Source organism: Micromonospora sp. M61, from assembly GCF_018070245.1.
Classification (GTDB): Bacteria; Actinomycetota; Actinomycetes; order Mycobacteriales; family Micromonosporaceae; genus Micromonospora; species Micromonospora zamorensis.
In genome coordinates this window covers 17,803-30,495 of sequence record NZ_JAGPYA010000074.1, presented here as the reverse complement: position 1 = coordinate 30,495, position 12,693 = coordinate 17,803, and the positions used below count along the sequence as shown (strand labels likewise).

13 protein-coding genes are annotated in these 12,693 nt (G+C 74.9%); 5 read left to right on the top strand and 8 right to left on the bottom strand.

Annotated features, from left to right (window positions below):
• Positions 1 to 61 precede the first annotated feature (61 nt).
• Positions 62 to 1,144, bottom strand: coding sequence for a polyprenyl synthetase family protein (locus KBX34_RS29325; protein WP_088949410.1), 1,083 nt, complete (start codon positions 1,142 to 1,144; stop codon positions 62 to 64).
• 9 nt (positions 1,145 to 1,153) lie between these two features.
• Positions 1,154 to 1,543 (bottom strand): helix-turn-helix domain-containing protein, encoded by a 390-nt coding sequence (locus KBX34_RS29320; RefSeq protein ID WP_099856065.1) that lies wholly within the window; start codon positions 1,541 to 1,543, stop codon positions 1,154 to 1,156.
• 248 nt (positions 1,544 to 1,791) lie between these two features.
• Between KBX34_RS29320 and metF the strand changes: the two genes are divergently transcribed.
• Entirely contained in the window at positions 1,792 to 2,709 is a 918-nt protein-coding gene (metF, locus tag KBX34_RS29315; protein ID WP_088949408.1) for a methylenetetrahydrofolate reductase [NAD(P)H], read from the top strand.
• A gap of 44 nt (positions 2,710 to 2,753) precedes the next feature.
• Positions 2,754 to 3,443: a CDP-alcohol phosphatidyltransferase family protein gene (locus KBX34_RS29310; protein ID WP_088949407.1), complete on the top strand. Its 690-nt coding sequence runs from the start codon at positions 2,754 to 2,756 to the stop codon at positions 3,441 to 3,443.
• A 24-nt stretch (positions 3,444 to 3,467) separates the two neighbouring features.
• Here the strand turns inward: KBX34_RS29310 and KBX34_RS29305 are convergent, their stop codons facing one another.
• From KBX34_RS29305 to KBX34_RS29280, 6 genes are read right to left on the bottom strand one after another with little or no spacing between them, the layout of a single operon-like run.
• Positions 3,468 to 4,955: an NAD(P)/FAD-dependent oxidoreductase gene (locus KBX34_RS29305; protein WP_210928195.1), complete on the bottom strand. Its 1,488-nt coding sequence runs from the start codon at positions 4,953 to 4,955 to the stop codon at positions 3,468 to 3,470.
• A gap of 11 nt (positions 4,956 to 4,966) precedes the next feature.
• Positions 4,967 to 6,094 carry a glycosyltransferase family 2 protein gene (locus KBX34_RS29300; protein WP_210928193.1) on the bottom strand — a complete coding sequence of 376 codons (1,128 nt, stop codon included), beginning with the start codon at positions 6,092 to 6,094 and terminating at the stop codon, positions 4,967 to 4,969.
• Positions 6,091 to 7,011, bottom strand: coding sequence for a carotenoid biosynthesis protein (locus KBX34_RS29295; protein WP_210928192.1), 921 nt, complete (start codon positions 7,009 to 7,011; stop codon positions 6,091 to 6,093). Before KBX34_RS29295 ends, KBX34_RS29300 begins: the two co-directional genes overlap by 4 nt.
• A complete protein-coding gene (locus KBX34_RS29290; protein ID WP_088949403.1) occupies positions 7,008 to 7,559 on the bottom strand; it encodes a GNAT family N-acetyltransferase in 552 nt (183 codons plus the stop codon). The genes KBX34_RS29295 and KBX34_RS29290 overlap by 4 nt, the downstream gene beginning before the upstream one ends.
• Complete coding sequence (locus tag KBX34_RS29285; RefSeq protein WP_088949402.1) at positions 7,556 to 8,293, bottom strand: monooxygenase; 738 nt, start codon at positions 8,291 to 8,293, stop codon at positions 7,556 to 7,558. The genes KBX34_RS29290 and KBX34_RS29285 overlap by 4 nt, the downstream gene beginning before the upstream one ends.
• On the bottom strand, positions 8,290 to 8,778 hold the full coding sequence (locus KBX34_RS29280; RefSeq protein ID WP_210928190.1) for a YbaK/EbsC family protein: 489 nt from the start codon (positions 8,776 to 8,778) through the stop codon (positions 8,290 to 8,292). The genes KBX34_RS29285 and KBX34_RS29280 overlap by 4 nt, the downstream gene beginning before the upstream one ends.
• 725 nt (positions 8,779 to 9,503) lie before the next feature.
• On the opposite strand from KBX34_RS29280, the gene KBX34_RS29275 reads away from it, so the two are divergent.
• The 3 genes from KBX34_RS29275 to KBX34_RS29265 all read left to right on the top strand — a co-directional run bounded on the left by KBX34_RS29275 (position 9,504) and on the right by KBX34_RS29265 (position 12,622).
• On the top strand, positions 9,504 to 9,953 hold the full coding sequence (locus KBX34_RS29275; RefSeq protein ID WP_088949400.1) for an SAV_6107 family HEPN domain-containing protein: 450 nt from the start codon (positions 9,504 to 9,506) through the stop codon (positions 9,951 to 9,953).
• 102 nt (positions 9,954 to 10,055) lie between these two features.
• Positions 10,056 to 10,781 carry a hypothetical protein gene (locus KBX34_RS29270; protein ID WP_099856054.1) on the top strand — a complete coding sequence of 242 codons (726 nt, stop codon included), beginning with the start codon at positions 10,056 to 10,058 and terminating at the stop codon, positions 10,779 to 10,781.
• A complete protein-coding gene (locus KBX34_RS29265; RefSeq protein ID WP_210793867.1) occupies positions 10,778 to 12,622 on the top strand; it encodes a DNA polymerase Y family protein in 1,845 nt (614 codons plus the stop codon). The genes KBX34_RS29270 and KBX34_RS29265 overlap by 4 nt, the downstream gene beginning before the upstream one ends.
• Positions 12,623 to 12,693 lie beyond the last annotated feature (71 nt).

Sequence of the window (12,693 nt, the reverse complement as noted above, 5' to 3'; positions counted from 1 at the left end):
TCGACCGGGGGAGAGGGGGCCGGAGGCCGGGGGAGAGGGGCCGGGGAGGGGCGGCGGTGGGTTAGTCGGCTCGGCGGGTTGCGGCTATGGCCAGGTCCACCAGGGCTTGGCGGGCCTCGGTGTCGAGGTCCACGGCGGTCAGGGCGGCCAGCGCGGCGTCGGTGAGCGTGACGATCCGCTGCTCGGTGCGGGCGAGCGCCCCGCTCGCCGTGATCAGCTCGTGGAGCCGGGCCACCCCCTGCTCGTCCAGCTCCGGGTCGCCGAGCCGGCTGAACAGCAGCTCGCGGCCCGCGTCGTCGGTTGCCTCCCCGGCCGCCGCCACGAGGAAGGTGCGCTTGCCCTCCCGCAGGTCGTCCCCGGCCGGCTTACCGGTCAGCGCCGGGTCACCGAAGACCCCCAGCACGTCGTCGCGGAGCTGGAACGCCTCGCCCAGCGGCAGCCCGTACGCCGAGTAGGCCGTCCGCACGTCGGCCGTCGCGTCGGCCAGCGCGGCGCCGAGCAGCAGCGGACGCTCGACCGTGTATTTCGCGGACTTGTAGCGGGCGACCTTGCTGGCGCGTTCCACCGAGGTGTCCCCGGTGGCCTGCGTCAACACGTCGAGGTACTGCCCGACGGTGACCTCCGTGCGCATCTCGTCAAAGACCGGCCGAGCCCGGGCCAACGCCTGGAGATCCAGGCCCGAGGAGTGCAGCAGCTCGTCGGACCAGACCAGGCAGAGATCGCCGAGCAGGAGGGCCGCTGCGTCGCCGAAGCCGTCCGGGTCGCCGCCCCAGCCGGACTGCCGGTGCCGCGCGGCGAACCGCCGGTGCACCGCGGGCTCGCCGCGGCGAGTGTCGGAGCGGTCCATCAGGTCGTCGTGGATCAGGGCGCTGGCCTGGACGAACTCCAGCGCGGCCAGGGCAGTGACCACCTGGTCGCCGTCCACCCCGCCAGCGCCCCGGAACCCCCAGTACGCGAATGCCGGACGCAGCCGCTTGCCGCCGCCGAGCACGAAAGCCTCGATCGCCTCGGCCACCGGGGCGAGGGCGTCATCCACGGCGGCAAGCCGGCCCCGTTGACCGGCGAGGAATTCGGTGAGGGCCTTGTCGACGCGCTGGCGCAGGCCGGCGCGGTCGACGGGAGACACGGGAGCAGCTTGGGTCACTCCCCGACGCTAGCGGGTCGTCCTGACCCGCGCTCTCCCGCCACGCGTAGTCCCGCCGGTGCGGCCCGGACCGGTGCGCCCCGCCGGTGGCGCCCCGGCCCGTGCGGTGCGGCCCGGACCGGCGGCTCCTGTCGAGCCGGCCCGACGGGTGGCTGCGGCGGCCTCGGCGAGCGTCACCAGCGGCACGTCCAGGACGACGGCGAGCCAGCCGAGCCAGAAACCGCCGGGCACGCGGCGCTGTCGTTCCCAGCGGGACACCTCATGCCGGCTCAGAGTCGGCACTCCGGAAGCGGCACACAACTCGGCGGCGGCGCGCTGCTGGCTCCAGCCGCGGGCCAGCCGACAGCGGGCCAGCAGTGGCCCGAGCTGCGCGGGGCGCGGCGCTGCGGGTGGGGTCACGGGTCCTCCTGGCGGGCGTCGGTGTGGTGACGACCCGCCCGGCCGACCGGCCGGGACCGGCGTCACCGCTCGGTTGCTGACCCCCGCGCGAAACCCCGGAGCCGCCCCCGCCGCCCCTCCCACGCCACCCATTCCTACCCCGCGGGTACGACACCCGTGCGCCCACCGGGCCGGGACGCGCGGGGCGGCACGGGTCACCGGGTGGGAAGCGCCTGGGTCGCGGTGGCGTCGCCAGCTAGAGTCGGGTCGTGGCGCTCGGTCTTCCTTCGGTCCTCCCCAATCCGCAACCGGCGATCGGGGAGCTCATCCGTGAGCGCCAGCCGACCTTCTCGTTCGAGTTCTTCCCGCCCAAGACCGACGCCGGGGAGCGGCTGCTCTGGCAGGCCATCCGCGAGCTGGAGTCACTGCGCCCGTCATTCGTGTCGATCACGTACGGCGCGGGCGGGTCGACCCGGGACACCACGGTGGCGGTGACCGAACGGATCGCCACCGACACCACACTGCTGCCGATGGCCCACCTGACCGCTGTCGACCACTCCGTCGCCGAGCTGCGGCACGTGATCGGCCGGCTCGCCGGGGTGGGAGTGCGCAACGTGCTGGCGGTCCGCGGGGACCCGCCGGGCAACCCGGGCGGTGAGTGGATCCGCCACCCGGAGGGCGTGGACTACGCCGAGGACCTGGTCCGCCTGGTGCGCGATGCCGGCGACTTCAGCGTCGGCGTGGCCGCCTTCCCGTACAAGCATCCCCGCTCGCCCGACGTGGCCAGCGACACCGCGCAGTTCGTCCGCAAGTGCCGTGCCGGCGCGGAATTCGCGATCACGCAGATGTTCTTCGACGCCGACGACTACCTGCGGCTGCGTGACCGGGTGGCCGCCGCCGGCTGCGACACCCCGATCCTGGCCGGGGTGATGCCGGTGACCCAGATCGGCACCATCGAGCGGTCCGTGCAGTTGTCCGGCGCGCCCTTCCCGCCGGCGCTGGCGGCCCGCTTCGAGCGTGTCGCCGACGACCCGGAGGCCGTCCGCCGGCTCGGCGTCGAGCAGGCCAGCGAGATGTGCCGTCGACTGTTGGACGAGGGTGTGCCCGGGATCCACTTCATCACCCTCAACCGGTCCACGGCCACGCGCGAGGTCTGGCAGAACCTGAAGGCCGGCGCGCGGGTGTGAACGTTGCTTCTGCGACACCTGATGCCCGGCACGACGGTTGATCCGTGGTGGGCACACAGCTGAACTGGGATCAGTACGCCACGGCGTGGGCGCGGTTACACGGCGGGTTCGACCCTCGGGTCGCGGCCCCGGTGGTCCGCGCTTGGCTGCGATTCGCGTACCACGTCGGCTATGTGCTGGGCCGGCTGCGGGTCAGCCCCACCGCGGTCACAGTGGCCGGGGTGCTGCTCTGCTTCTGCGTACCGTTGCTGGTGACCCGCCCGGGCAACGGGCCCTTCCTGGGCGCGTTGTTCGTGCTGTTCGCCGCCGTGGCGGACAGCGTGGACGGTGCGGTGGCGGTCGCCACCAGCCGCACCACCCGACTCGGCTACGTCTACGACTCGGTTGCCGACCGGCTCGGTGAGGTGGCGTGGTTGCTGGCGTTCTGGCTGCTCGGCGCGCCGGGCGCGCTGGTCGTCGCGGGTGGCGCGCTGTCCTGGCTGCACGAGTACGTCCGAGCCCGGGCGGTCGCCGCCGGCATGCGCGACATCGGCGCGGTCACCGTGGGCGAACGTCCCACCCGGGTCTCGGTGGCGCTGGCCGGGCTGCTGGTCGCGGGGCTGGCCGGGCTGATCGAGCCGGAGCTGGCCGCCGGCACCATCACCATGGCGACCGCGGTGTGGGTGCTGTTGGCCGGGTTCGGCCTCGGGCAGCTGCTCTCCACCATCCGCCGCGCGCTGCTCGACGCCGGCTGAGCCCCGGAGCGTGCGGCCCCGCGCCTACCAGGCGGGGCCGATCTCGTCGGCGACGATCTGCGCGGAAAGGGTCACCATCGGCAACCCGCCGCCCGGGTGGGTGGAGCCGCCCACCAGCCACAACCCGTTGGCCGGGCCCCGGTTGGCGGGGCGGAGCAGCCCGCCGGCGGTGCCGTAGATCGAGCCACCCGGCGCGCCGGTCGCCGCGTCCAGGTCGGCCGGGGTGCGGACCTCGCGGAACAGCAGCCGGTCGCGCACGTCCATGCCGCGCCGCGCCAGCACGTCCAGGACCCGATCGGCGTACGCGTCGGCCAGCCCCGGCCGTCGCCAGTCGACAGCGCCCGCTGCGGTGCCCTGCCGAGGGGCGTTGACCAGCACGAACCACGCCTCATGTCCGGCCGGGCGGACCATCGGGTCGTCGGCCACTGTGACGAACACCGTCGGGTCGGCCGCCGGCCGGGCCCGTACGCCGCGCCCGGGGTCGCCGAAGATCGCGTCGAACTCCGCGTCGTAGTCGCGCGGGAAGAAGACATTGTGGTGGGCCAGCCCGGTGCTGCCGGAGACGCCGAGCAGCAGCACGAAGCCGGCTAGGCTGCGGTCGGTCAGCCCGGCCAGCCGACGCGGGTGCGGCAGCAGGTCACGGTAGACGGTGAGAGCGTCCACGTTGGCCACCACCACGTCGGCGGGCACCGGCGCGGTGACACCGGCGAGGCGTACCCCGTGCACCCGGCCACCGGTGGCGTCGATCCGGGTGACCGTGGCGTCGGTCTGCACGACCACGCCGAGGTCCAGGCAGCGGGTGAGCAGCGCGTCGGCGAGCGTGCCCAGCCCACCGCGCAGGTACCAGCCACCGAAGGCCAGCTCGGCGTACGGGACCGCGACCAGCGCCGCCGGCGCCCGCCGCGGGTCGGCGCCGGTGTAGGTGGCGTACCGGTCCAGCATCATCCGCAGCCGCGGGTCGGACAGGTGCCGGCGGCCCAGGCCACGCAGGGTGCGGCCCGGGGCGATGGCGGCCAGGTCACCGACACGCCAGGCCAGCGACGCGAGGTCGCGGGGGGAGTCGACGGTACGACGCAGGATGTCCCGCGAGGAGGCGTTCCACACTCGCGCGGCCCGACGCCACAGCCGTTGCCAGTCGGCTGCCGCCCGGTCGCCGAAGGCGGCACCGATCCGGGTGGCGAACTCCACCGGGTCGGCGCACGAATCCAGTGCCGGGCCGCCGCCGGGGAAGACGTGCCGGACGATCGGGTCCAGCGGAACCAGGTCCAGGTATTCGTCGAGCTTCGCCCCGGTCGCCTCGAACAGGTCGTGGAAGACCTCGGGCAGGGTGAGCAGGCTCGGCCCGGTGTCGAAGTGGAACGACCCGGCCGGGGTGTCGTGCGTGTACCGGCCGAGCTTGCCGCCGACCGTGCCGGCCCGTTCGAAGACGGTCACCTGGTGCCCGGTGGCGGCCAGCCGGGCGGCGGTGGCGAGGCCACCCACCCCGGCGCCGACGACCACGATCCGCGCCATTCCGCGTCCTCCTAGCTGACCGGGCGACCCCGCCAGGTCAGGCGGCGTCGCTTTCGCAGATGGTACGACCGCAGGGTCAGCCAACCGAGGACCACGACCGACACGGGGTGTGCGAGCGCGTCGGGCCACCCCCGGCCCCCGGTCGCCCGGGCGGTGACCACCCGCCCGGCCACCCCGAGCAGATAGCCCGCCAGGCCTGCGGCGACCACCCCCGGCGCGCCGGTCGCCACACCGGCCAGCGCGATCAGCGGCGGTGCGGTGTAGAGCAGCAGCAGCGACGCCACCACGGCCGCCGCCGCTCCCGGGTGCCCGAACGACGCCCAGAGCGACTTCGAGTACCCGTCGCGTAGCTGCGGCCAGTCGTCGTACATCCGGCAGGTGGCCAGCCGGGAGCCGTCGGCCAGGGCGATCCGCCCACCGGACCGCTTGACCGCCCGGGCCAGCTCGACGTCCTCCAGGATCTTGTCGGCGACCGCGACGTGCCCGCCGGCGGCCGTGTAGCCGGCCCGGTCCAGCACCAGGAACTGGCCGCCCGCCGCGGCCAGCGACGGCCGCGACGAGCGCTCCATCGCGCGCAGCGGCAGGAAGGTCAGCCAGAGCCACTGCAGCAGCGGCTGCACCAGCCGGTCGGCCGCCGTCGCCACCACGATCCGGGGGTACGGCGACAGCAGCGTCGCGCGGGCGGCACGCAGCTCGGTGACGGCCGCGGCCACGGCGTGCGGGGCGAGCACCACGTCGGCGTCGACGAAGACCAGCGCGGTGGCGTCCGGGTCGGCCCGGGTGGCCAGTTGCCAGCAGGCGTGCGGCTTGCCCAGCCAGCCCGGCGGTGGGGCGACCCCGGTGAGAAGCGTCACCCGGGGGTCGTCGCCGGCCACCGCGCGGACCACGTCGGCGGTGCCGTCGGTGGATCCGTCGTCGAGGACCACGACGCGCAGCCCGGGTACGCCGCGTTGGTCGAGCAGGGCGCGCAGGCAGGGCGTGACCCGGTTGGCCTCGTCGCGCAGCGGCAGCAGCACGGCGACCCGCTCGTCGACCTCGTCGGGCTGGTCGGTGGGCCTGCGCAGCCAGCGGGTGGCGTTGAGCCAGGTGTGCCCGGTCAACGCGGCGACGGCGATGACCAGGGCGAGCAGGACGGTCATCGGGTCGCGTCGACGCCGGGCCGGTGCGGCTGGTGGTCCTCCCGGCGGGTGTCGCGAGCCCGCCGGGCACGCAGCAGGGTCACCGCCAGCGGTACGGCTGTCACCGACATGCCGGCGGCGCCCCAGAGCGCCGAGGCGGGCAGGTCGAGGAAGATGGCGTGGGCCAGGATGCTGGAGAAGTACGTCCACAGGTAGAGCGCGACCATCGGGTGGTCCCGCTGGTCGGTGTGCTCGGCAGCCGGCCCGGCCAGCGGGCGCAGCGCGCTCATCATCAGCACCGCGAAGAGCAGCCAGCCCAGGTAGTTGCTGACCGGGATGCCGGGCAGGCCGGGCAACGCCGGGGTGGCGTCCCGCCAGACCCAGTAGCCCTCGGCCACCATCTGCGGGTCGAGGAAGAGGTCCCAGGCGGCCAGCCCCACGGTGGCCAGCGCGATCCGTCGTACCCACAGCCCGACCGCCGACCCGCCGCGGCCTGTCCCCGATGTGCGGCCGCCGGCCGTCGCACTGCTGTCACCGGCCCGCGACGCGCTGCCGCCGGCCCGCGACGCGCTGCCGCCGGTCAGCCGGACCGCCGCCAGCCAGGCCGGCCATGCCATCCAGGTCCAGGCCAGCGGAATGATCAGCGGCACTCCGGCCAGTTTGGGGCCCAGCTCGCCGGAGTAGTCGTAGCTGCCGAACGGCACCCCGGTGGCCACCCCGATCGCCTCGATCGCGAACCCGCCGCCGGTGGCCACCGCGACCAGCGCCGCCGCCACCCGAGGGCCCCGGCTGAGCAGCGCGTGGCCGACCGAGAGCAGCCACCCGAGCACGACGGTGGCCACGGTGAGCCCGGCCCTGGTGGCGCCGGTGGTGAGCGGGTAGCAGATCTGGGCGAGCACCAGGATGGCGAGCAGCGCCCAGGAGATCCGTCGGGTCATGACGCCGGTGGTTCGAGGGGCAGGTCCCGACCGAGTACGCCGAACGGCCGCTCGTCGCCGGGGAAGTGGAAGTTGCGCAGCACGTCGACGAAACCGAAGCGCCGGTACAACCGCCAGGCCCGTGAGGTCTGCTCGTCGGCCTCCGGGGTGGACAGCAGCGTGGTGTCACCCTCGGCCATGCCGAGCAGCGCGCGCAGTTGGCCGGCGCCCAGACCGTGCCCCTGCGCCGGTGGCCGGACGTGCAGCTCGACCACCTCGAAGCAGTGGGTGAGCCAGCGCTGGCGGGTCGGGGCGTCCAGTGCCCGGTGCACCTGGTCGTGCCACCACTGACCGGAGGCGCCCAGGTAGCCGTAACCGAAGCCGGCGAGGTGACCCTCGCTGGTCAGGCTGGCGACCGCCCGGAAACCCGGCCGGCGGACGTGGGTGGCGATGTAACCGCGCCGGGCCTCCAGCAGGTCGGTGCGGTATCCCATCGCCTCGCCGTAGACGGTCACCACGTCGTCCAGCCGCCGGACGAGATCGTCCGGCGTCCAGCGCACCAACCTCATGCCCGTCCACCCTTCACTGTTTCCGGGCCACCGTCGGCGACCCATCCGAGCACCGACCGGTCGCCGACCACGTCGCGCACCTCGAACCGGGCGAACAACTCCTCGGCGTACCAGCCCTCGGTGGGGGTTCGCATGATCGCCGCCCGGTGCTCCGGGTGACGGTACGCGAACGCCACCAGGTCCGTCGGGTCGCGCCACACGCTCACCGTGCCCTGCCAACCCAAGGGCGCCTCACCGACCCCGAACCGGGCCAACAGCCCGGGCGCGTCGCGCAGGGCGGCGGCCACCGGGGGGATCGCCCGCCAGAAGGTGGCTGCCCGGCGGACCCGCAGCCGAGCCCGGGTCAGCGCCAGCACCGGGCCGGTGACCCGGCCACCCGGTGGGTCACCGAACGGCCGCTGACCGGACCACTCGCCTCGGCTGGTCAGTGGGCGCAGGTCCACCCGGGCGGAGGCGTGGGCGATGCGCGCCCAGGCACGCCCGACCGCCGAGTCGTCGAAGCCGGCCGCCGCTGCGGGGGAGTCCCAGACGGTCAGCGCCGCCCACCGGGTCAGGTCGGCGTCCCCCGGCCCGAATCCGGTGCCGGTTCCGGTGCCCAGCAGCTTGCCGAACCGAACGCCCGGGAGGGAGCGCAACCGGCGTGGGTCCACCGCCATCCGGGTCAGCGCCCGGGGCAGCGCGGCGCGGGAGGTCCGCCACACGTGCAGCGTGACGAGCTCCGGTGCGGCGTTCACGCCACCTCGGCCGGGCTGCCGGCGGTGACCCGCAGCAGCTCGGTGTAGGTGGTCGGGAAGACCGCCTGCGGTACGCCAGCCGCGGCCCAGATCTCGGGGTACGCCGTCAGCGCCGTGTCCACCAGGGTGCGCAGCGGGTGCGGGTGCCCGAGTGGGGCGACACCGCCGATCGGCTGCCCGGTGTGTGTCCGGACGAACTCCGGGGTGGCGCGGCGCAGCCGGGTGACGCCGAGCGACGCCGCCAGGCTGGCGGTGTCGACCCGGTGCGCGCCGGAGGTGAGCACGAGCAGCGGCGCGTCGTCCGCGTCGAAGATCAGTGAGTTGGCGATCTGGCCTACCTCGACGCCGAGCGCCTCGGCGGCCGCCGAGGCGGTGTGCACCGCGTCGGGAAGCAGACGGACCGTGCTGGGCTCACCGGTGCCGTCGAGCGCGCCGACGGCGGTGAGCGCGTCCTGCACCGCTCGTACGTTCGGGTGTGGCTGCATGTCGCCATTCTTCCCGGTCAGTCGGCGACGGGTTCAGCCGACCACGTTCCATCCCGTCCCATCGGACCCAGCCCGACAGGTCCCGTTCGTGGTGAGTGACCGACCTTCGCGCCAAGATCCGCGCAACTTCCCTGGTGTTGCTGTCTCCGGCGCGCGGGAGGCAGCGACATCCCTGATGTTGTACGGATCTTCCTCGTCGATCTCGCCGGAGCGGCTGCGCGACTACGCGATGCGCTGGCAGCGTGGGGCGACCCCGGCCCGTTCCTCGTCCCGGCCGCCGGCCCGCCCGACTATCCGACCCCGAGCTGAGCCGCCGCGCTCGGTACGCACGCCTGGCGCGTCACACGTTGCATTTTCGTCGGAGGGGAGGTGTACTGTCAGGAGCAGTTAGAACGAGTGTTCGATTGCCTCGAACGCCCGTTCCAACCAGCCGGAGCGCGGCGTTTCGCGGCGCCAGCTCCGGGCGGTGTGGCTCCGCGGGCCGCACCTGGGTTTCCGGGCAGTCGCGAGCCTGGTCCCGACAGGCAGGATCGTCGCTCGCCGCCCACGACCCCCGGGCGGCGGGCGACGAACCCGCCGGTACGCCGGCCGGGTGTGGTGTGGGGAAGCATCCACACCCGGCCGGCCACACCCGGTGCGTCTTCCTCCGCACCACTCGACCTCGGCGTCTCGTCGGCGGCATCAGCGCGCCGGGGCGACGCCTCGGCCATGTGGAGGAGACATCCATGCCGACCAACTCGGCTCAGGCACCGACGGTGCCGGCGCACGTGCTGCCGCACCGCACCCCCGCCCAGCTGCTCACGTTGGCCCGGCGTGGGCTGGTCGAGGCCGGCCAGACCCGACCTGACGGTCTGCGTTATGCGGCTGCCCACCTGGCGGCGCTGCGCGCGGCGGCCGCCCTGCTCGCCGCGCGTGCCCGACCCGCGCCGAGCCGACGCAACCGGATCACCAGCGTCTGGGTCCTCCTCTGCGCCGTCGCTCCGGAGCTCGACGAGTGGTCCCGGTTCTTCGCCGCCGGCGCCAGCAAGCGCGCCGCCGCCGAGGCCGGCATCCCCCGGGTGGTCAGCGCCCGGGAGGCCGACGATCTGCTCCGTGCCGCCGAACAGTTCGTCACGGTGGTGGAGACCGCACTCGGCGTTGCCCACCAACCGGCCCTGGACGGCCTCGCCGCCTGATCCCGCCGTGCCACCGACCGCCCCGCGGGGGGAGCCGGGCGGCCGGTGGCACGGCGTGCCGGTCCTGATCTGATCAACAGCAACGACGGGGGAGTTGGTCCAATGGCGGGCCGCATGGTGGTCGGTTCCGCCGCACTGGCCGATCTGGTGCGCCCGGCGAGCGCGCCCGACCAGGCCGGCGGGCACCGGGTGCTGCCGGTGGTGCCCGAGCTGACCGGTCTGCTGCCCAACCGAGGCCTGCGCCGGGGCAGCACCATCGCGGTTGCCGCCGGCCAGCCCCGGCGCAGCGGTGGCACCTCGCTGATGTTGGCTCTGCTCGCCGAGGCCTCCCGGGCCGGCTCGTGGTGCGCCGTGGTCGGTGTGCCGACGTTCGGTGCGGGCGCGGCCGCCGAGCTGGGCATCGCCCTGGACCGGCTGGCCCTGGTGCCGAATCCCGGCCCCGAGTGGGCCACAGTGGTCGCCGCGCTGATCGACGGCGTGGACGTCGTGGTCACCACCGTGCCGGCAGCGGTCTCCGCCTCGGTCGCCACCCGGTTGGCCGCCCGGGCGCGGCAGCGCGGCAGTGTGCTCGTCCCGTACGGCCGGTGGGACGGCGCGGACGTGACGTTGCAGGTGGTCCGTGGAGTCTGGGAAGGGCTCGGGCATGGCCGGGGGCGGTTGCGCCGCCGGGAGGTCACCGTCTCGGCGCGCGGGCGCGGGGCGGCTGCCCGACCAAAGGAGATCAAGGTCTGGCTGCCGGGCGACGAGCTGACCCGGGTGATCCCGCGTGTGATGCCGTCGACAGTGGGCCGTCCGGCCGCGCCGCTCGCCCTGGTCGGTCGGGAGTGACCGGCACGCCGGCACGGACCCTGCTGCTGTGGTGCCCGGACTGGCCGGTGCTCGCCGCCGAGATCGTCGACGGGGTGCCGGCCACCGGCCCGGTCGCCGTGCTGCACGCCAACCGGGTGGTCGCCTGCTCCGAGCGGGCCCGCGCCGAGGGAGTGCGCCGAGGGCTGCGCAAACGGGAGGCGCAGGGTCGCTGCCCGCAGCTCACCGTCGTGGATTACGACCCGGGTCGGGACGCCCGGGCATTCGAGCCGGTGGTCGCCGCAGTGGAGGAGCTGGTCGCCGGCGTCGAGGTGGTCCGTCCGGGCGCCTGCGCGGTGGCCGCCCGCGGGCCGAGCCGTTACCTCGGTGGCGAGGAGGCGGCCGCCGAGCGGATCATCGAGCACGTCGCCCAGTCGTGCCTGGTGGAGAGCCAGGTCGGCATCGCCGACGGGGTGTTCGCGGCCGGGTTGGCCGCTCGCTCCGGTCGGGTGGTGCCACCGGGTGGGACACCGGAGTTCCTGGCCGGGTTGCCGGTCGAGGCGCTCGGCCGCTCGGCGCTGGCCGACCTGCTGCGGCGACTCGGTGTGCGCAGTCTCGGCGACTTCGCCGCGCTGCCGGCTGGCGACGTGCTGGCCCGGTTCGGGTTCGACGGTGCGCTGGCCCATCGGCTGGCCGCCGGGCGGGACCACCGCCCACTCGCCGTCCGGCAGCCGCCGGCCGACCTGACGGTGACCGCCGAGCAGGACGAGCCGATCGACCGGGTCGACGTGGCCGCGTTCGTGGCCCGGGCGTTGGCTGAGCAGTTGCATGAGCGGCTGGCCGGGCACGGGCTGGCCTGCACCCGGCTCGGCATCGAGGCGGTCACCGAGCACGGGCAGGAGCTGCACCGGGTGTGGCGGCACGACGGCCTGCTCACCGCCGCGGCCATCGCCGACCGGGTGCGCTGGCAGCTCGACGGGTGGCTCTCCGGCAGCAGTGGCCGCACCGGCGCCCGACCGGCCCGACCGACGGCCGGCATCATCCGGCTGCGACTGATCCCGGACGGGGTGATCGCCCAGGCCGGTCTGCAGGCCGGCCTGTGGGGGGAGACCGGCGAGGAGCGGGAACGGGCGCACCGGGCGCTGAGCCGGGTGCAGGGCATCCTCGGCCCGGAAGCGGTGGTCACCGCGGTGCTCGGCGGTGGTCGCTCCCCGGCCGACCAGGTGCGACTGGTGCCGTGGGGCGACGAACGCCTCCCCACGCGTCCCGGTCCGGCACCGTTGCCCGGCGAGCCGATCGCGCGTCCCGGTCCGGCGCCGTTGCCTGGCGAGCCGATCGCGCGTCCTGGCCCGGCACCGCTGTCCGGCGAGCCGACCGCACGTCCCGGCCCGGCACTGCTGTCCGACGAGCCGATCGCGCGTCCCGGTCCGGCGCCGTTGTCCGGTGCGCCGATCGCGCGTCCCGGCCGGGCACCGCTGTCCGGCGAGCCGATCGCCAGTGGCGGCGGCCGGGCCGTCAGTGCCGGTCGGCCTGCCGACCACAGTGCCGGCGGGGTTCCACCGTGGCCCGGCCGGCTGCCGGCGCCCGCGCCGGCTGTGGTGCTGCCCAGCCCGCTCGCCGCGACCGTGCACGACGCCGCTGGTGAGGCGGTGGTGATCAGCGCGCGGCTGGCGGTGAGCGCTCCGCCCGCCCGGCTGGTGGTCGGCACCGGCCGGCCGGCGGAGATCGTCGGCTGGGTCGGCCCGTGGCCGGTGGACGAGCGGTGGTGGGCTCCGGCCGAGGCTCGGCGGCGGGCACGGTTCCAGGTCTGCCTGGCCGACGGCACCGCCCTGCTGCTCGCCGTCGAGGGCGGGCAGTGGTTGGTGGAGGCGATCTATGACTGAGCGTCCAGCCGGGCTTGATCGACTCGGTATTCCGAAAGTCGGGGTGTCCCGCCGACCCGGACAGCCCGACT